This window comes from Arthrobacter sp. D3-18, from assembly GCF_054408525.1.
Genome location: NZ_CP096440.1, coordinates 2951485 through 2967922, shown reverse-complemented (window position 1 = coordinate 2967922; position 16438 = coordinate 2951485). Strand labels below are relative to the sequence as shown.

Genomic DNA, 16438 nt, shown 5'->3' with positions numbered 1-16438 from the left:
GCAGTTGGGCAGCAACTATTTCTGAGGAGAAACCCGTGATCGAAGAGACCTTGCTCGAAGCCGGCGAGAAGATGGATAAGGCGGTGGAGGTAGCCAAGGACGATTTCGCCTCGATCCGCACTGGCCGGGCCAACCCCGCCCTCTACAACAAGGTGATCGTCGAGTACTACGGCACACCTACTCCGCTTCAACAGCTGGCCTCCTTCGGTGTGCCGGATGCCCGGACCATCCTGATCACCCCCTACGACAAGACCGCGTTGCGCGACATTGAGAAGGCACTGAGCGACTCTGAGGTTGGCGCCAACCCTTCCAACGACGGCAACGTTATCCGCGTGACCATCCCGGAGCTCACCAAGGAGCGCCGCAAGGAGTACGTGAAGATCGTCAAGGGCAAGGGTGAGGATGCCAAGGTATCCATCCGAAGCATCCGCCGTAAGGCAAAGGACTCCCTGGACAAGCTCGTCAAAGACGGCGAAGCCGGAGAGGACGAGGGTGCACGCGCTGAGAAGGAACTCGACGCCCTGACCAAGCAGCACGTGGACAGCATCGACGAACTGCTCAAGCGCAAGGAAGCCGAGCTGCTCGAGGTCTGATGAACCAGGCTGAGCCGGCGCCCGCTGAGCGGGTCCCGACACGCGATACCCCCAAGCGCGTCAGGCGCGTGCGGAAGAACCCCACACCCAAGGCAGGGCGGAATCTTCCGGCGGCCATCGGCGTCGGGCTTGCCATGCTTTTGGCCGTTTTGGGTGGATTGCTTTTCCTCCCGCTGGGATTCGTCCTGCTCACTACTGCTTTCGCCGTACTGGGTGTTTGGGAGGTTTTCCGGGCGCTTGAGGCCCAGGGGACCAGGATGCCGATCGTTCCCGTGATGATCGGCAGCCTGGTGATGCCGGTGTCGGCCTACTTTGGCGGACTTGAGGGTTTGCTTTTCACTATGACGGCTAGTTCGGTGGCCGTTTTGCTGTGGCGCTCCATCGAGAGTGCTGCCGGGGCGCCGCGCAGCGTGTTTGCCGGCGTTTTCACCTTGGCTTGGATTCCGTTCCTTATCAGCTTCGCGGCATTGCCCCTCCACGCCACCGGTGGTGCCACCCCCATCGGCTTCTGGCCGAACGGGATTCCCGACGGCGCGTGGCAGATAGCCACTTTGTTGCTGTTGGTGGTCTCGAATGACACGTTTGGCTACATCGTTGGTGCTACCTTCGGGAAGCACCCCATGGCCCCCAAGATCAGCCCCAAGAAGTCCTGGGAGGGCTTCGCCGGCTCGGTGGGTGGGGCCATGGTCATCGGCGTCCTTGCCTGTATCTTCCTGCTCGACAAGCCTTGGTGGGTGGGCCTTGTGCTGGCCGTGGGCATGGTGGCCGCATCAACCGCCGGAGACCTCGCCGAGTCCATGGTCAAACGCGAACTTGGCGTCAAGGACATGAGCAGCATCTTGCCCGGCCACGGCGGCGTGATGGACCGCTTGGACTCCATTGTGTTCGCAGCCCCTGTAGCCTATGTTCTGTTCGCGCTGCTGAGCGGCGTCTGACAACCTATGAAGGAAAATTAGTGGCCTTGGATATTCGACGCCAGATTCCCGCAACGTTTGATCGCGTGGATCGCAGCAAGTACGGCTATAACGCCAAGCAAGTGGATGAGTTCCTCCAGCGAGCCAGGACGTCGTTTGAGAACCCTGTGGGCACGGCCGACCAAGTGGCCAGCGTAGATGTACGTGCTGTGGCTTTCGACCCCGTCAAGGGTGGCTACGACGCCAACAGTGTGGATGCTGCGCTGGACCGGCTGGAGGACGCCTTTGCGCGTCGGGAGAGGGACGACCTCATCAGCCAGCAGGGCGAAGAGGCCTGGCTGCGCGAGATTGGCAAGCTCTCCGGCATCCTGCGCGGCAGGCTGCACCGGCCCGACGGCGAGCGCTTCCGGCGCCCGTCCGGGAAAAGGACACGCAGCTACAACGTCCAGGATGTCGACGCCTTGTGCGCCGAGCTCATTGGGTACCTCGAGCACGATCAGGCCTTGAGCGTAGACACTGTTCGCCGTGCCGTTTTCCGTGCGGCCAAGGGCGCCGATGGCTACGAAGAGGCGCAGGTAGATGCCTTCCTCGCGCGTGTTGTAGAGCTCATGGCGGCCATCGATTAGTTCGAACGGCGGGCTAATGCGGGGTGGGGGAGACTGGCTGGTTGATCTTCCACACCGCGTAATACCGGCGCCCGCCGCGGATCATGGTGAATGCAAAAAAGGCCAGTGCGACCACCACAGCCACGCTGATTGAGACGGGCGTGGGCACCTGAAGGACAGTCAAGACAGAGCCGATCAGCAGTGCAAGCAACGCCGAGTTGGCCGTCATGATGAACATCATGCTGCTGCCTGCTACCTGGCTGAATGAGCCCCGCCCGCCCAGGAAGTAGTACGTCTGCTCCGAGCCTGCCTCGTCGTCGTGGTAGCCCGCCATCAAGTAGCGCGCCATGCCGGGATCCAGTTCGACGTAAGCGGCACGCAACCTGTTCATGGCGAGGACGTACATGAGGTCCTCCATGCCGACGTTCAAGACCCGGATCTGTGTTAACAGTCCTACGACGACGTCGATGCTGAGAATCGTCAGCGCGAAGGCCCTGAAGTCATCTGAAAATTGGGTGGCGTTGCCTACGAGCGCCACACTGAGCAGGCTTGCCGAAGTGAACGTCAGGAACATGCTGATGCGGGTGAGGACTTCGCCTTGGGTGGTACTCCTTGAAGCAAGCAGGCTCCAGTGTTCCGTGGCCAGCAATTGCGCCCGGACGCTGGGAGATAGCTCCGGGGTGGGCGCCGGCGGTTCCGGGCTCGCGGCACCCGCTTCATCGGACATGGCGTCATTGTCCACCCTGTAGGGGCCGCGGACAACGGCTTGCTGCCGCTATCTCTCCGTGACGACCGGACGCTCCGGCACATGTAGTCGTGACATCACTCGGTTCACTGAGGCCGGCACACGGTTCTTCGTCATGATTGACACGGCCACGGTCACCGCGAAGGCGGCCGGGACGCTCCACGCTGCAGGCTGCGCCAACCACGCGGGCGCGTTGCCCGGGCCCATGAGGGTGCCCGCCACCATGGCGCCGCCACAAAGAAGCGCGCCAATCAGCATCCCCGCGATAGCGCCCGCATCCGTCAGCCCACGCCACCAGATCCCCAGGAGCAGTACCGGGCAGATGGTGGACGCCGTGAAGGCGAAGACCAAGCCAACGCTTCCGGCCAGCGCAAGTGTGTCAGTCATCAAGGCAAAACCTAAAGGCACGACGGCGGCGAGCAACGCTGCGAGGCGGAAGCCCTTTACGCTTCCTCCAAAGAGGTCCTGGCTGATGACGCCGGATAGCGAAACAACCAGCCCGGACGTCGTGGACAGGAAAGCGGCGAAGGCGCCGGCTACCACCAAGGCAGAGAGCATGTCACCGGCCAGGCCGCCTACAAGCCTTCCGGGCAGCAACAAGACCAGGGCGTCGGCCTGGCCGGACTGCGCGAGGTCGGGTGCGAACATCCTCCCCAAAGCACCAGACAGCGTGGGGAACAGATAAAAGACGGAGAGCAGCCCCAACACGATCAGTGTTGTCCGTCGTGCCGATTGGCCGTCCGGGTTGGTATAAAACCTCACCAGAACGTGCGGTAGGCCCAGGGTTCCGAAGAGCAATGCCACTAAGAGTGAGATGTGTTGGTATGCCCCGGCAGCACTTTGGCCGGTGGGGTTGAGGGGCAGGGGCGCCTGTGGCTGTTCACCATTGCCTGCCAGCGCTAGAAGAACGAAGACCACAGGCACCGCCAACGCGGTCAATTTCAACCAGTACTGAAAGGCCTGAACGAAGGTAATCGAGCGCATTCCACCTGCCACCACGGTGAGGCACACAACCAGCACCACCGCCGTCGAACCTACCCACGACGGAAGTCCTGTGGTGATCCGGATAGTGAGCGCCGCGCCATGGAGTTGGGGAACGATGTATAGCCAACCGACGGCCACCACCACCAGGCTCGTCACCCGGCGGACCAGCTTGGAGTCCAGCCGGGCTTCAGTGAAATCCGGAATGGTGTAGGCACCGGAGCGGCGAAGGGGAGCGGCTACGAAGAGCAGCAGCATCAGGTAGCCGGCGGTGTACCCCACGGGGAACCAAAGCGCGTCAGTTCCTGAAAGCAGGATCAGCCCCGCGACGCCCAGGAAGCTGGCGGCGGATAAGTACTCGCCACCGATCGCGGAGGCGTTCCACCACGGCGGGACAGTTCGGGAGGCGACGTAGAAGTCGCCGGTGGTGCGTGAGATGCGCAAGCCGTAGAAGCCAATCACCGCCGTCGCGAGGGAAACGGCCAGAAAGGCGAACAGGCCAACGGCAGGGTTCACTTATCCTCCACAAGGTCCTGGTAACGTGCCTCGTTCCGGGCCGCGGCACGATTGTAGAGCCAAGCGCTCAGTCCAATGACGGGGTAGATGCCCGCGCCCAGAACCAGCCAATCCAAGGGAATGCCGAAGATGCGGGTTTCCGCTACGCCCGGTCCATAGACCAGGAAAGCTGCGATCACGGCAAGAATGACCAGGAACCCGCAAGCCACCACCAAGGCTAACCGCAATTGGGAGCGGATGAGCGAGCGGATGAAAATCCGGCCTGCATCGGAATCCTCGGCAACTTCTCCAGGATGCGGCAACTGTCCCAAGGCCCTCGGTGTCGCCGTGGCTGATTGGCGCGGGGCGGTGACGCGGACGCGTGTCATCCCTGCGGCCGGATGCGGGTGGACTGCAGCTTGTCCCTTACCGATGGCAGGTGCCTGCGGCTGATGGGCAGCTCGGCGCCAGCCACCGCTACGCTGGGTCCCGTTGCTGAAAGCTTGAGGTGCTGCACATGGTTCAAGGCGATGAGATACGAGCGGTGAATCCGGATAAAGCCGGCGTCCGCCCACTTCTGCTCGAGATCGCTGAGGGGCACACGGATCAGATAGCTGGCCTCGGCCGTGTGCAGTCTTGCGTAATCGCCCTGGGCCTGCACATACGTGACGTCGTCGCGGCGGATCATGCGGGTTGTGCTGCCGAGGTCCACCGTGATCATCTCCGGCGCGGGCGTTCCGTCCTTGATGAGCTCACTGATGCGGTCCACGGATCGGGAAAGCCGTTCAGCGCGCAGGGGCTTCAGCAGATAGTCGATTGCCGCGAGGTCGAAGGCTTCAAGTGCGCAGTCTTCGTCTGCAGTGACAAACACGACGGCGGGCGGACTGCTGCTGCGGGAAATGGCGCGCGCGATATCCAGCCCGGAGAGCGCCGGCATATGGATGTCCAGGAAAACGGCGTCCACCGACTCTGTTTCCAAGGTCCGTAGCGCCTCTGCGCCGGAAGATGCCCGGTGGATGGCGCCTATCCGCTCATCCCGGCCCAGCAGGAAGGCGAGCTCCTCCACGGCTGGCAGTTCGTCATCAGCGACGAGCACGTTGATCATCATTAAAGACTAACCGCCGCCTCAGGCGTCGTGTTCCGGCTGGGATTTCGGGACCCGCATCGTGATCATGGTTCCTTCTCCCGGAGCTGTGTCGATGACAAGTCCGTGCTCGTCGCCGTAGACCTGTCGCAGGCGGGCGTCCACATTGCGAAGTCCCACGTGGACCCCGTCCGTGTGCCCGGCGAGCACAGACCGCAGATGCTCCGGGTCCATGCCGACGCCGTCGTCCTCGATGGTCACTTCAGCGAACGCTCCGGAATCATTCGCGCAAATGGTGATGTGTCCGGGTCCTTCCTTGGCCTCCAAACCGTGCCGGACGGCGTTTTCCACCAGGGGTTGCAGGCTAAGGAACGGGATGACCGTGCTGAGGACCTCCGGAGCGATCCGCAGGCTCACTTGGACCCGTTCGCCGAACCTGGCCCGCTCCAGCAAGAGGTAGCGATCAATGCACCGGAGTTCCTCCGCCACAGTAGTGAAGTCGCCGTGCCGGCGGAACGAATAGCGGGTGAAATCAGCGAATTCCACCACCAGCTCCCTGGCCCGGGCCGGATCGGTGTTGATGAACGAGGCAATGGCATTCAACGAGTTGTAGATGAAGTGTGGGCTTATCTGGGCCCGCAGTGCACGGACCTCGGCCTCCATCAGGAGGGTGCGCGATGATTCCAACTCCGCGAGTTCCAGCTGCGCTGCGATCCAGTCGGCCACCTCGCTTGTTGCCCTCACCAGACCGGCCCCGGCCGCAGGGGCAAGTGCGGCCACAGAACCAACAACCCTGGATCCCGCCCGGATCGGTGCGATGACAGCGCTGAAGTCTTGGTTGCCGTGATCCGGCTTAGCGGCTGAGGGGTACCCTACAGCCACCACAACAGTGCGGCCAGTGGTCAACACTTCCTCCGCGAGCCGCATCAACGAAGGCCGGAGTTCCTCGGCGACGCCATCCCAGGCGAGCACGCCGTCCGTGTCCGTGATGGCCAACGCATCGCAGCCCAGCAGGGCCCGTAATTGCTTGCTGGCCTTGGCTGCGCTGGAGGGATGGAGGCCACCGCGAAGGTGCTGTCCAGCCTTGGAGGCTGCATGGAGTGTGTTGTAGGTGGCACGTTCGGCGTCCGTGCCAAGGTCGCGGAACGAGCGGATCACTTTGAGGCCAACACCCACGACGACGGCGACTGCCAGCACGATCACGGCGATCGCAGCTGCGGTGAAAAGCGGGGAATCGGGCATAAGGCCAGCGTAGCGGGATGCTGGTCCTCCTCATCGAAGAGGTGCGAAGTGAACGCTCGCTCACATCCCGCCGGGTTTTCCCGGACGCTCGCTCACATCCGGCCGGGTTTTGCCCGATCGCTGGCTCACATGCCGTTTGGCGCAACGTCGCAACCGTTGGGCGACGGCAGTGCACGATTCTCTGGAACAGGCACCGCAAAGCGTTCGATAGTGATTGCAGTCACATTGGCAATGCGTGCGGAGCTGATGTGGACACATCACAATCAGGAGGAACCATGGGTAATGAGGCCCAACCCCAGGACGCAACGGCGTCCGTGGACTTCCAGGAAGTCCAACAGACGGAACGGTTCAAGACACTGCGCAAGCGGCACCGCAGCTTTGTCTTTCCAATGGCAGTGGTATTCCTGCTCTGGTATTTCGCATACGTTCTCTTGGCCGACTACGCAGTCGGCTTCATGTCCATCAAGGTTTGGGGCAACATCAATGTCGGCCTGATTCTCGGCCTGCTTCAGTTCGTTACCACCTTCGGCATCACGGCCTGGTACGTGAGCTACTCCAACAGGAAGCTGGACCCCATCGCTGCTGAAATCCGCAACGAGATCGAGGGCCACGAATTCGATAAGGACGGCAATGTGATCAGCGGGGCAGCCAAATGAACACCATGATCCCGGCAGCAGTCAACGTCGAAGCGCTGAAAGACACCACACTGCTCAACATGGGGATCTTCGCCCTCTTCGTGGCGGTCACCATGGTGATCGTCTTCCGGGCAAGCCGGAACAATAAGACCGCGGCAGACTATTACGCAGCTGGCCGATCGTTCACCGGTTCCCAAAACGGCACGGCCATTGCTGGCGACTATCTCTCGGCGGCATCATTCCTCGGCATCACAGGCGCCATTGCCATCAACGGCTACGACGGGTTCCTGTACTCCATCGGCTTCCTGGTTGCGTGGTTGGTAGCCCTGCTGCTGGTGGCTGAACTGCTCCGCAACACCGGCAAGTTCACCATGGCCGACGTCCTCTCGTTCAGGCTGCGTCAGCGCCCGGTCCGTATCGCGGCAGCCCTGTCCACCCTCGCCGTCTGCTTCTTCTACCTCCTGGCGCAGATGGCCGGCGCAGGCAGCCTGATCTCGCTCCTGCTGGGCATCAGCGACTGGGGCGGCCAAGCCTTGGTGATCATCGTCGTCGGCGCCCTGATGATCATGTACGTACTGATCGGCGGCATGAAGGGCACCACCTGGGTACAGATCATCAAAGCCATCCTGCTGATAGCCGGTGCCGGAGTCATGACGGCCATGGTGCTTGCGATCTACGGCTTCAACCTGTCCAGCCTGCTGGGCTCCGCAGCTGAGGCCGCCAACAACCCGGCCATCCTGAACCCGGGCCTGCAGTATGGCAAGACCGAAACATCCAAGCTCGACTTCATGTCTCTTGGCCTTGCACTGGTGCTCGGAACCGCGGCGCTCCCGCACGTCCTGATGCGCTTCTACACTGTCCCCACGGCCAAGGAAGCCCGGAAGTCCGTTGTCTGGGCGATCTGGCTGATCGGCCTGTTCTACCTCTTCACCTTGGTACTGGGTTACGGTGCAGCAGCCCTGGTGGGCGCAGAAACCATCAAATCCGCACCTGGCGGCGTCAACTCCGCCGCCCCGCTGCTGGCCTTCCACCTGGGTGGACCGCTGCTTTTGGGCTTCATTTCGGCTGTCGCCTTCGCCACCATCCTGGCGGTGGTGGCCGGTCTGACCATCACGGCGGCAGCATCCTTCGCCCATGACATTTACGCCAACGTCATTGCCAAGGGCAAAGCCGACGCCACTACCGAAGTGAAGGTGGCCCGACGCACTGTCTTGGTGATCGGAGTCCTGGCCATCCTGGGCGGCATCTTTGCCAACGGTCAGAATGTGGCCTTCCTGGTGGCTTTGGCCTTCGCAGTTGCAGCCTCGGCGAACCTGCCCACCATCGTGTACTCCCTGTTCTGGAAGAAGTTCACTACACAGGGCGCGGTCTGGAGCATGTATGGCGGCTTGGCCGCGGCCATCTTGCTGATCACGTTCTCGCCCGTTGTTTCGGGGGCCAAGACCTCCATGATCCCGGGCGCGAACTTTGCCCTCTTCCCGTTGAGCAACCCGGGAATCGTGTCCATTCCGCTGGCCTTCTTCCTCGGCTGGCTCGGTACGGTCTTGGACAAGCGGCGGGAGGATCCGGCCAAGCAGGCGGAAATGGAGGTGCGCTCGCTGACCGGCGTCGGTGCTGAGAAGGCCGTAGACCACTAGCCGACACAGAGCCAACACAAAAGAAGGCTCCTCCTGCGAACTGCAGGAGGAGCCTTCTCTTGTGCGGGGTCAGTCACTTCTTCAGGCTCAGCCACTCTTTCAACTGTTCAAGCGGCCACGTGGTGACAATCCGTTCTTTCGGCACGCCAAGAGCTTCGGCCCGCTCCGCCCCGTACTGCAGGAAATCGAGCTGCCCGGGAGCGTGGGCGTCGCTGTCGATGCTGAACAGGCAACCGGCGTCGAGGGCCATCCTGATGAGGTTGTCCGGTGGGTCCTGCCGCTCTGGCCGTGAGTTGATTTCAACCGCCACGCCCCACTCGGCGCACTCTTTGAAAACCGTGGCGGCATCGAACTCAGACTCAGGCCTGGTACCCCGCGATCCTTGGACAAGGCGGCCCGTGCAGTGCCCCAATACGTTGGTATGGGGGTCGCTGATGCCGCCCAGCATTCGCTTAGTCATGGTCTTCTTGTCTGACCGAAGCTTGGAGTGAACGCTAGCCACCACCACGTCCAGACGATCCAGCATGTCCGGGGTCTGGTCCAGGGTTCCGTCCTCAAGGATGTCCACCTCAATGCCCTTGAGCAACCGGAAGCCATCCTGTGCGGCGTTGATGCCTTCCACCACGCCCAGTTGTTTCTCGAGCCGTTCGACGCTGAGGCCGTTGGCGATGGTGAGGTTGGGGGAGTGGTCCGTCAGGGCAAGATACTCCCGGCCGAGAGTGCGGGCTGCGGCAACCATGGTTGCGATCGGTGAGCCGCCATCGGACCAGTTGCTGTGGCTGTGAAGGTCCCCGCGCAACGCGGCCCGCAGGGTGTCACCGCCTGAGGCCAAAGATTCCGTTCCACGTTCACGCAGATCGGCCAGATAGTCGGGAATACGGTCCTCCATGGCCTGGGTGATGACTTCCGCGCTCCGGCTTCCGACGCCTTTGAGGCTCGTTATCCGCCCGCTGCCGACCAGCTTTGCCAGCTCTTCCGGCGGAAGCTGCCGAACGGCGTCGGCCGCCTTGCGGAAGGCTTGGACCTTGAAAGTGGGGGCTTGGCTTCGTTCCAGCCAGAAGGAAATTTCGTCGAGCGCCTCGATGGGATCCATGGCTCCATGATCCACGAACCAGGCGCACCATCAACAGTGGGCAGTGTTAATGGTGCGCCGGTCCAGTCGCCGCCTAGTGGTGGCGACCCGGATCCAGGGCGGGATTGGAGCCCTGGCCGTTCTTTCCGTCCGGCGACTGGCCGTGTTCGCCATGGGGGACGGCGTGCTGTCCGGCCATCGATGCTGCCAGGCCTGGTGTTGCCACTGTTGCAACAACGACGGCGGCTCCGAACGCGGCTGCCAGAAGCCGCCCGGTCCTTGGCTGGCCGTGGGCGCCGCCGTCGTTGGTCTTGTGCTGCCGCCTCAACCAGCCCGCTCCGGCAAGTGCCATGAGCGTCAGGCCGAGGGCGGCAAGGTGGCTCACGTCAAGTGAGCGCTGGGTGGAGATTCCAGCCGCCATGACTGCGACGTGGGCCGCGGCAGCCACTGCCAAAGCTGGAACGGCATAGCGGGCGAAGACGAGCGAGTTGCGATGCAGGCCCCACAAAGACCACGCCAGGAAAGCCAGGCCACCCATGAGGGTAGCCAAACCTGAAACCACCAAGCCGACTGTCAAGGAGGTGGTTCCGGTGAGATACCCGGCGGCAAGGGAAAGCTCAACCATCCCGGCCGCCATGGCAGCAAAGTACACAAACAGCAGGGTGGCTGCCTTCAGCGTGGGATGGTTGCTGCTTTCCATGGCTCGTGCCGTCCTTTCACTCTTTTGGCGTAGTGGGTGATCAGGCGCGGGCGGAAGCTACTGCGGCCTTATCCTGCGACAGGGCGACGCCCAACAGGACCACTGCGCTGGCAAGGTGCAGGACGTTGTCGGCGCCGTTGAGGGCGATGATGTTCAGTGAGGAACCCACCAAGAAGAGCCCGACGATACCTACCAGGAGGTAGACGCCTCCTACAGCCGTGTTGACGGACTTGGACAGTGTCACGCTGTTCATGCCGGCATAGAGAAGGGCGGCACCAATGGCCAAGTGGATGATGTTGTGAAGCGGGTTGACTGCGAAGATGATCAAGTTGGCACCCTCGGTGGCGAAGAAGCCGATTCCCGAGGTGACAAAGAATCCGAGCACGCCTACCAAGAGGTAGATGGCTCCAAAAATGGTGGCGATCAAGCGGTTGGGCGAAGTACGCATTGGTCCGAACCTTCCGGTGATGGCCGGAAATCCCGGCCGTCCTGCTGAGCCCCGGGTGGGGCTCTCAAGGAGTGATTCGGACCATTAGCGCAGGTGGATGGGTGGTGGGCAGGATTTTTTTGCCGCCCTTTAGGGGCGCAGGCGGATACTGCTCATCTTGAGGTCGTCGGTGCCCTCGAAGATGTACTGGAGATCGATGGTTTTGCCCTCACACTGGAGCTTGCCGGCAAGGTCCGCCTTGTTGTTTCCGTTCTCCGAGTTCACGCTCACGGAGTTGTAGTTTGCTTTGCATGAGCTGTCGAGCTCCAGGCTCGCAATGCCATCCATGAACGATTGCTTGTCCAGTTCGTCCTTCAATGGCTGGCCGAGGTAGTTGTCGTAGGCCTGCTCCGTTTGGCCTGACACCACTAAATTGGTGAATTCGTCGGCCAGGGATCTCGCCTTGGAGGTTGCGTTGCCCACCACGTTGACGAACAACAGTATGCCCACCACGGCCAGCACGATGAGTCCTGCCACAATGCTGAGGACAATCCACAGTAATTTCCGGCTCTTTTTCGGTGGCTGCTGGCCGTATTGCCCCGGGGAATACTGATTCGGCGGGTATTGGCCTGGCGGATATTGGCCGGGCTGATACTGGCCCTGAGGGTATGGGTTTTGGGACTGGCCCGGCACGCCGTATTGCGGGCTGCCTTGCGGAGAAGCGGACGACGGCGGCTGTTGCCACTGCGGCGAACCTCCACTCTGTGGGGGATACCCGGGTCCCGGCGGAACCGGCGGCGGGTTGTACCCCGGCTGGTGATCCGGCTGGTTGGGTTCTTGCGGATTGCTCACGGTAGTGCCCCTTTCGGCAGCCTTCGGCAGCGCCACCACCTGGCCGGGAACCTCTGGACGGTCCCCGATGCGTCCTCTTGCATCAAATCGCAAGTCAGCTTCCCCGGGCAAGAGTTCGCCATGAATAACTGCAGGTGAAGCGGGAAATTCAGGCCTCCGTGCGACGCCCCAGCAATGGTTGCACCCGGTAGGGGATCATCTCCCGCATAGCGAGTGCCGTGTCTGTCCGGTCCACGCCGTCGCAGCCGAGGATCTTCCCGTTGATGCGGTAAAGGTCCTCCGCATCCAAGGCCACAACCCGCAGCAATAGGTCCGCGGAACCCGTCAGGCCGAAACCTTCCAGGATCTCCGGAATATCGGCCAGGTCCTGGGCAAGGGAGGCCAGTTTCTGCTGCTGCACATGGACGGTGATGAATGCCGTCAGCGGGTAGCCGAGGGCCACCGGATTGATCCTGCGCTCGAAGGACAGGAAGGCGTGCTTCTTCTCGAGCTGCGCCATGCGGGCTTGCACTGTATTGCGAGACAATCCCAGCTTTTGCGCCAGTGCCACCACCGTCCCGCGGGGGTCCTTGGCCATGGCGGAAAGGAGCCGGGTGTCAGTGCCATCCAAGGGTTGCATAATGCGCAAGATTAGCACGGCTGAGGACCCCAAAACAGGGCATAATGCTCAACTTCAACGAGGGTAGTTGTACCCGATGCGCGTTGTGAGTAGGGTCACAATTAACTCCGGCGAAGGTGCCGGAGGGCCGGTCTGCGACAGGATCACAAGTCCCGCCAGCGCCGACGAAAACGAGCCGGAAGGTTGCGATCACCTGTGTTAACGGATCATGCGGGCAAGGGAGTGCACCATGACACTCCACGCCCAGGACATAGTGCACAAAATCCCTTGAGGACTGGCGGCGATCTGCTCCAGTTGGTGTCGCCGGACGGCGAGCGCATCAGCCACCCCGAATTTGATATCTGGGTCAAGGACATCGGCGATGAGCAACTGTGCTCCTTGTATGAGGACATGACGGTTATTCGGCGAATTGATGCGGAAGCTACGGCATTGCAGCGGCAGGGAGAACTCGCGTTGTGGCCGCCGTTGCTGGGGCAGGAAGCGGCCCAGATCGGCTCAAGCCGCTCCCTGCGGGACGACGACTTCGTCTTCCCGAGCTACCGGGAAAGCGGCGTGGCATACGTGCGTGGCGCCCACCTCTCCGAAATCGCCCGCGTGTGGCGAGGCAACGCCTCCTATGGCTGGGATCCCCTGCGCATCAATCTGGCGACGCCTCAGATCATTATTGGTTCCCAGAGCCTGCACGCCACCGGCTATGCCATGGGTGTCCAGCTGGATGGTGCCAACACCGCGGTCCTTGCCTACTTTGGCGATGGTGCCACGAGTGAAGGCGATGTGAACGAGGCCATGGTGTTCGCTGCGAGCTACCAGGCCCCCGTGGTGTTCTTCTGCCAGAACAACCATTGGGCAATATCCGAGCCAGTTCGTGTGCAGTCTCACGTTCAACTGGCCGACAGACCCACCGGATTCGGTATCCCGAGCATGCGGGTTGATGGCAATGATGTCCTGGCTGTCATGGCGGCGACCCGTGTTGCCTTGGACCGGGCGCGCAAGGGCGGCGGACCTACCTTCATTGAGGCCGTTACCTACCGCATGGGTCCGCACACCACCGCTGATGACCCCACCCGGTACCGTGACCCGATCGAGCTGGAGGATTGGGCTGCCAAGGATCCGATCCTGAGGCTGCGCAAGCTGTTGGAGGCCAAGGGCCTGCTGACCGAGGACGTTGAAACCCGCGTGAAGGCAAAGGCTGATGCGGTTGCCGCAGAACTCAGGTCCAGCTGTATCGACATGCCCGACCCGCAACCGTTGGACGTTTTCAATCACGTCTATAGCACCCCCAATTCCTGGATTGAACGCCAGAAGGACCAGTACTCCCGCTACCTGAACAGTTTCAACCAGCCAGCCGAGGAAGGTGCACTCTGATGTCCAAGCTCACTTTTGCCCGCGCCATCAATGCCGGCCTCCGGAAGTCCCTCGAGAATGATCCCAAAGTAGTCCTCATGGGAGAAGACATCGGTTCGCTCGGCGGCGTTTTCCGGGTCACGGATGGGCTGCAGAAAGATTTCGGGAAGCACAGAGTCATTGATTCGCCGCTGGCTGAGTCCGGCATTATCGGTACCGCGGTTGGCTTGGCCTACCGTGGCTACCGGCCGGTGTGCGAGATCCAGTTCGATGGTTTCATTTACCCGGCGTTCGACCAGATCGTCAGCCAGGTAGCCAAGATGCATTACCGGACCCAAGGGCGCGTCAAGATGCCCATCACTATCCGTGTTCCCTTCGGTGGTGGCATCGGATCGCCGGAGCACCATTCCGAATCACCCGAGGCGTACTTCACGCACACCTCCGGCCTCCGGGTTGTAGCTGTGTCGAATCCGCAGGATGCCTACACCATGATCCAGCAAGCCATCGCGTCCGATGATCCTGTCCTCTACTTCGAGCCCAAGCGGCGTTATCACGACAAGGGCGATGTGGATGAGACCCTTGACCTTTCCACTGCACTTCCTTTGGACAAGGCTGCCGTGGTGAGCCCGGGTTCTGATGTCACGCTGGTTGCCTACGGTCCACTTGTTAAGACGGCCAAGGACGCTGCCATGGCCGCGGCCGATGAAGGCATTTCCGTGGAAGTCATCGATCTCCGCTCCCTGGCCCCTGTGGACTACCCCGTCGTCGAAGCTTCTGTCCGCAAGACCGGTCGGCTGGTTATCACCCACGAGGCCGGCCAATCCGGTGGTCTCGGCGCCGAGATTGCTGCAAGCATCACCGAACGCTGCTTCCATTACCTGGAGTCCGCTCCGGTCCGCATCACCGGTTTCGATGTTCCGTACCCGTATTCGAAGCTCGAAATGCACCACTTGCCCGACCTGGACAGAATTCTCGACGGCGTGGACCGCGCCCTGGGCCGCCGCAACTCGCTGAGTGGACTGGAAGGATGACCGCCACCATGATCAAGGAATTCAGGCTGCCGGACCTTGGCGAGGGCCTGACCGAATCGGAAATCCTGAGCTGGAAAGTGGCAGTGGGGGATACCGTTACGCTGAACCAGGTCATCGCTGAGGTTGAAACCGCCAAGGCCGTTGTCGAGTTGCCCTCGCCGTTCGCAGGAGTCGTGGCGGAACTTCATGAGCAGCCCGGCACTGTGGTGGAGGTTGGCAAGCGGATCGTTTCGTTCGAGGTTGACGACGCCGGGTCTTCCAACGGGAGCAGCGCACCTGTTGCTGTTAAAGAGCTTGCTGGGACGGGGTCCGCCGCTGACACGTCCAGTGGTAAGGGGTCCACAGGTGACCGTGCCGCCGTCGAGACATCTGCCAATGATGCCGCCGCCGCTGCCACCGACGGGGTGGGGAGCCCCGCGAAACGTGAGCCGAACCTGGTGGGATACGGCGCCGTCGTCGAACATTCCGGCCGCCCAACCCGGCGTGCCCGCGGTCAAGCCCAGGAAGTGAAGTCTCCAACGCCGGAGGCGCCGGCAACCGCCCAGCCCGTGGTGTCACGTCAGGCAGAGCCCGAAACCTCTGAGCGCCCGCGCTCAACCCCGCCGGTCCGGAAGCTCGCCCGTGACCTCGGGATCAACCTGGAACTCGTTCCCGGCACCGGACCGGGCGGGCTCATCACTCGCGAGGACGTTCAGAGCTTCTCCGCTACGCCGGAAGCGCCAGCTGGGGCCCCGGTTTCTGCTGCACAGGGTGAGCGGGAAACGCGAACGCCTATCAAGGGTGTTCGCAAGTTCACAGCCGCCGCCATGGTGCAGAGCGCGTTCACTGCCCCGCATGTGACTGAATTCCTCACGGTGGACGTCACGGCAACCATGGAATTGCTGGCCAGGCTCAAAGGCAATAAGGCATTCGAAGGCTACAAGCTGACGCCACTGACCATTGCGGCTAAGGCGGTTCTGGTGGCGCTGCGGAACAATCCATCGCTGAATTCGCGGTGGGATGAAGCCAACCAGGAAATTGTCCAGTTCAATTACGTGAACCTGGGCATCGCGGCCGCAACGCCTCGAGGTCTGACCGTCCCGAACATCAAGGACGCGGACCGGCTGACGCTGCGTGAGCTCTCCACGGCGCTAACTGAACTGACCGATACGGCGCGGGCAGGAAAGACGTCGCCGTCCGAGTTGTCTGGTGGCACCATCTCCATCACCAACATCGGCGTGTTTGGCATCGACGCCGGAACTCCCATCCTGAATCCGGGCGAGGCCGCCATTGTGGCTTTGGGTGCTGTGCGGAAGGCGCCCTGGGTTGTGAACGACGAACTCGCCGTTCGGCAGGTCATGTCGCTCAGCCTGTCCTTCGACCACCGCTTGGTGGATGGGGAACAGGGTTCGCGATTCCTAGCGGACCTCGGCTCAATCCTGGCCGACCCCGCCATGGTCATGACCATGATCTGACGCGTCCG

Annotated in this window: 18 protein-coding genes; 8 read left to right on the top strand and 10 right to left on the bottom strand. The window is 62.0% G+C overall.

Features of this window, described 5'->3' with window-relative positions:
- The first annotated feature begins 35 nt into the window (after positions 1 to 35).
- From frr to M1D89_RS15850, 3 genes are read left to right on the top strand one after another with little or no spacing between them, the layout of a single operon-like run.
- Positions 36 to 593: a ribosome recycling factor gene (gene frr, locus M1D89_RS15860; protein WP_011774219.1), complete on the top strand. Its 558-nt coding sequence runs from the start codon at positions 36 to 38 to the stop codon at positions 591 to 593.
- Positions 593 to 1528, top strand: a complete 936-nt coding sequence (locus tag M1D89_RS15855; RefSeq protein ID WP_498644915.1) for a phosphatidate cytidylyltransferase — start codon at positions 593 to 595, stop codon at positions 1526 to 1528. The genes frr and M1D89_RS15855 overlap by 1 nt, the downstream gene beginning before the upstream one ends.
- 20 nt (positions 1529 to 1548) lie before the next feature.
- Entirely contained in the window at positions 1549 to 2133 is a 585-nt protein-coding gene (locus tag M1D89_RS15850) for a DivIVA domain-containing protein (RefSeq protein WP_498644913.1), read from the top strand.
- A 13-nt stretch (positions 2134 to 2146) separates the two neighbouring features.
- Here the strand turns inward: M1D89_RS15850 and M1D89_RS15845 are convergent, their stop codons facing one another.
- The 5 genes from M1D89_RS15845 to M1D89_RS15825 are packed head-to-tail and all read right to left on the bottom strand — an operon-like array spanning position 2147 to position 6659.
- A complete protein-coding gene (locus tag M1D89_RS15845) occupies positions 2147 to 2839 on the bottom strand; it encodes a hypothetical protein (RefSeq protein WP_498644911.1) in 693 nt (230 codons plus the stop codon).
- Between the two features lie 48 nt (positions 2840 to 2887).
- Positions 2888 to 4354 carry a sodium/solute symporter gene (locus M1D89_RS15840; RefSeq protein ID WP_498644909.1) on the bottom strand — a complete coding sequence of 489 codons (1467 nt, stop codon included), beginning with the start codon at positions 4352 to 4354 and terminating at the stop codon, positions 2888 to 2890.
- Positions 4351 to 4722: a DUF485 domain-containing protein gene (locus M1D89_RS15835; RefSeq protein ID WP_498644907.1), complete on the bottom strand. Its 372-nt coding sequence runs from the start codon at positions 4720 to 4722 to the stop codon at positions 4351 to 4353. The genes M1D89_RS15840 and M1D89_RS15835 overlap by 4 nt, the downstream gene beginning before the upstream one ends.
- Positions 4719 to 5438, bottom strand: coding sequence for a LytR/AlgR family response regulator transcription factor (locus M1D89_RS15830; RefSeq protein WP_091466370.1), 720 nt, complete (start codon positions 5436 to 5438; stop codon positions 4719 to 4721). The genes M1D89_RS15835 and M1D89_RS15830 overlap by 4 nt, the downstream gene beginning before the upstream one ends.
- A 21-nt stretch (positions 5439 to 5459) precedes the next feature.
- Positions 5460 to 6659, bottom strand: a complete 1200-nt coding sequence (locus tag M1D89_RS15825; protein ID WP_498644904.1) for a sensor histidine kinase — start codon at positions 6657 to 6659, stop codon at positions 5460 to 5462.
- A 275-nt stretch (positions 6660 to 6934) separates the two neighbouring features.
- Here M1D89_RS15825 and M1D89_RS15820 point away from each other — a divergent pair, with 275 nt between their 5' ends.
- A complete protein-coding gene (locus tag M1D89_RS15820) occupies positions 6935 to 7315 on the top strand; it encodes a DUF485 domain-containing protein (RefSeq protein ID WP_017199418.1) in 381 nt (126 codons plus the stop codon).
- Complete coding sequence (locus M1D89_RS15815; protein ID WP_498644902.1) at positions 7312 to 8931, top strand: monocarboxylic acid transporter; 1620 nt, start codon at positions 7312 to 7314, stop codon at positions 8929 to 8931. The genes M1D89_RS15820 and M1D89_RS15815 overlap by 4 nt, the downstream gene beginning before the upstream one ends.
- Before the next feature lie 73 nt (positions 8932 to 9004).
- Here the strand turns inward: M1D89_RS15815 and M1D89_RS15810 are convergent, their stop codons facing one another.
- The 5 genes from M1D89_RS15810 to M1D89_RS15790 all read right to left on the bottom strand — a co-directional run bounded on the left by M1D89_RS15810 (position 9005) and on the right by M1D89_RS15790 (position 12601).
- Entirely contained in the window at positions 9005 to 10024 is a 1020-nt protein-coding gene (locus tag M1D89_RS15810) for a PHP domain-containing protein (RefSeq protein ID WP_498644900.1), read from the bottom strand.
- A 73-nt stretch (positions 10025 to 10097) separates the two neighbouring features.
- Positions 10098 to 10703: a hypothetical protein gene (locus M1D89_RS15805; RefSeq protein ID WP_498644898.1), complete on the bottom strand. Its 606-nt coding sequence runs from the start codon at positions 10701 to 10703 to the stop codon at positions 10098 to 10100.
- Positions 10704 to 10743: 40 nt separating this feature from the next.
- On the bottom strand, positions 10744 to 11151 hold the full coding sequence (locus tag M1D89_RS15800) for a DUF4383 domain-containing protein (protein WP_498644896.1): 408 nt from the start codon (positions 11149 to 11151) through the stop codon (positions 10744 to 10746).
- Between the two features lie 129 nt (positions 11152 to 11280).
- Positions 11281 to 11982 (bottom strand): hypothetical protein, encoded by a 702-nt coding sequence (locus tag M1D89_RS15795; RefSeq protein ID WP_498644894.1) that lies wholly within the window; start codon positions 11980 to 11982, stop codon positions 11281 to 11283.
- Between the two features lie 148 nt (positions 11983 to 12130).
- Positions 12131 to 12601 (bottom strand): Lrp/AsnC family transcriptional regulator, encoded by a 471-nt coding sequence (locus M1D89_RS15790; RefSeq protein WP_475039744.1) that lies wholly within the window; start codon positions 12599 to 12601, stop codon positions 12131 to 12133.
- A gap of 195 nt (positions 12602 to 12796) precedes the next feature.
- On the opposite strand from M1D89_RS15790, the gene pdhA reads away from it, so the two are divergent.
- From pdhA to M1D89_RS15775, 3 genes are read left to right on the top strand one after another with little or no spacing between them, the layout of a single operon-like run.
- Positions 12797 to 13966 carry a pyruvate dehydrogenase (acetyl-transferring) E1 component subunit alpha gene (gene pdhA / locus M1D89_RS15785; RefSeq protein ID WP_498644891.1) on the top strand — a complete coding sequence of 390 codons (1170 nt, stop codon included), beginning with the start codon at positions 12797 to 12799 and terminating at the stop codon, positions 13964 to 13966.
- Entirely contained in the window at positions 13966 to 14976 is a 1011-nt protein-coding gene (locus tag M1D89_RS15780) for an alpha-ketoacid dehydrogenase subunit beta (protein WP_498644889.1), read from the top strand. Before pdhA ends, M1D89_RS15780 begins: the two co-directional genes overlap by 1 nt.
- Complete coding sequence (locus tag M1D89_RS15775) at positions 14973 to 16430, top strand: dihydrolipoamide acetyltransferase family protein (RefSeq protein WP_498644887.1); 1458 nt, start codon at positions 14973 to 14975, stop codon at positions 16428 to 16430. Before M1D89_RS15780 ends, M1D89_RS15775 begins: the two co-directional genes overlap by 4 nt.
- The last annotated feature ends 8 nt before the right edge of the window (positions 16431 to 16438 follow it).

Bases quoted from the DNA above. Each gene is read 5' to 3' on its own strand.
- M1D89_RS15855 (WP_498644915.1), top strand. From the start codon at position 593: ATGAACCAGGCTGAGCCGGCGCCCGCTGAGCGGGTCCCGACACGCGAT.
- M1D89_RS15845 (WP_498644911.1), bottom strand. From the start codon at position 2,839: ATGTCCGATGAAGCGGGTGCCGCGAGCCCGGAACCGCCGGCGCCCACC.
- M1D89_RS15835 (WP_498644907.1), bottom strand. From the start codon at position 4,722: ATGACACGCGTCCGCGTCACCGCCCCGCGCCAATCAGCCACGGCGACA.
- M1D89_RS15830 (WP_091466370.1), bottom strand. From the start codon at position 5,438: ATGATCAACGTGCTCGTCGCTGATGACGAACTGCCAGCCGTGGAGGAG.
- M1D89_RS15825 (WP_498644904.1), bottom strand. From the start codon at position 6,659: ATGCCCGATTCCCCGCTTTTCACCGCAGCTGCGATCGCCGTGATCGTG.
- M1D89_RS15820 (WP_017199418.1), top strand. From the start codon at position 6,935: ATGGGTAATGAGGCCCAACCCCAGGACGCAACGGCGTCCGTGGACTTC.
- M1D89_RS15815 (WP_498644902.1), top strand. From the start codon at position 7,312: ATGAACACCATGATCCCGGCAGCAGTCAACGTCGAAGCGCTGAAAGAC.
- M1D89_RS15810 (WP_498644900.1), bottom strand. From the start codon at position 10,024: ATGGATCCCATCGAGGCGCTCGACGAAATTTCCTTCTGGCTGGAACGA.
- M1D89_RS15805 (WP_498644898.1), bottom strand. From the start codon at position 10,703: ATGGAAAGCAGCAACCATCCCACGCTGAAGGCAGCCACCCTGCTGTTT.
- M1D89_RS15800 (WP_498644896.1), bottom strand. From the start codon at position 11,151: ATGCGTACTTCGCCCAACCGCTTGATCGCCACCATTTTTGGAGCCATC.
- M1D89_RS15790 (WP_475039744.1), bottom strand. From the start codon at position 12,601: ATGCAACCCTTGGATGGCACTGACACCCGGCTCCTTTCCGCCATGGCC.
- M1D89_RS15780 (WP_498644889.1), top strand. From the start codon at position 13,966: ATGTCCAAGCTCACTTTTGCCCGCGCCATCAATGCCGGCCTCCGGAAG.
- M1D89_RS15775 (WP_498644887.1), top strand. From the start codon at position 14,973: ATGACCGCCACCATGATCAAGGAATTCAGGCTGCCGGACCTTGGCGAG.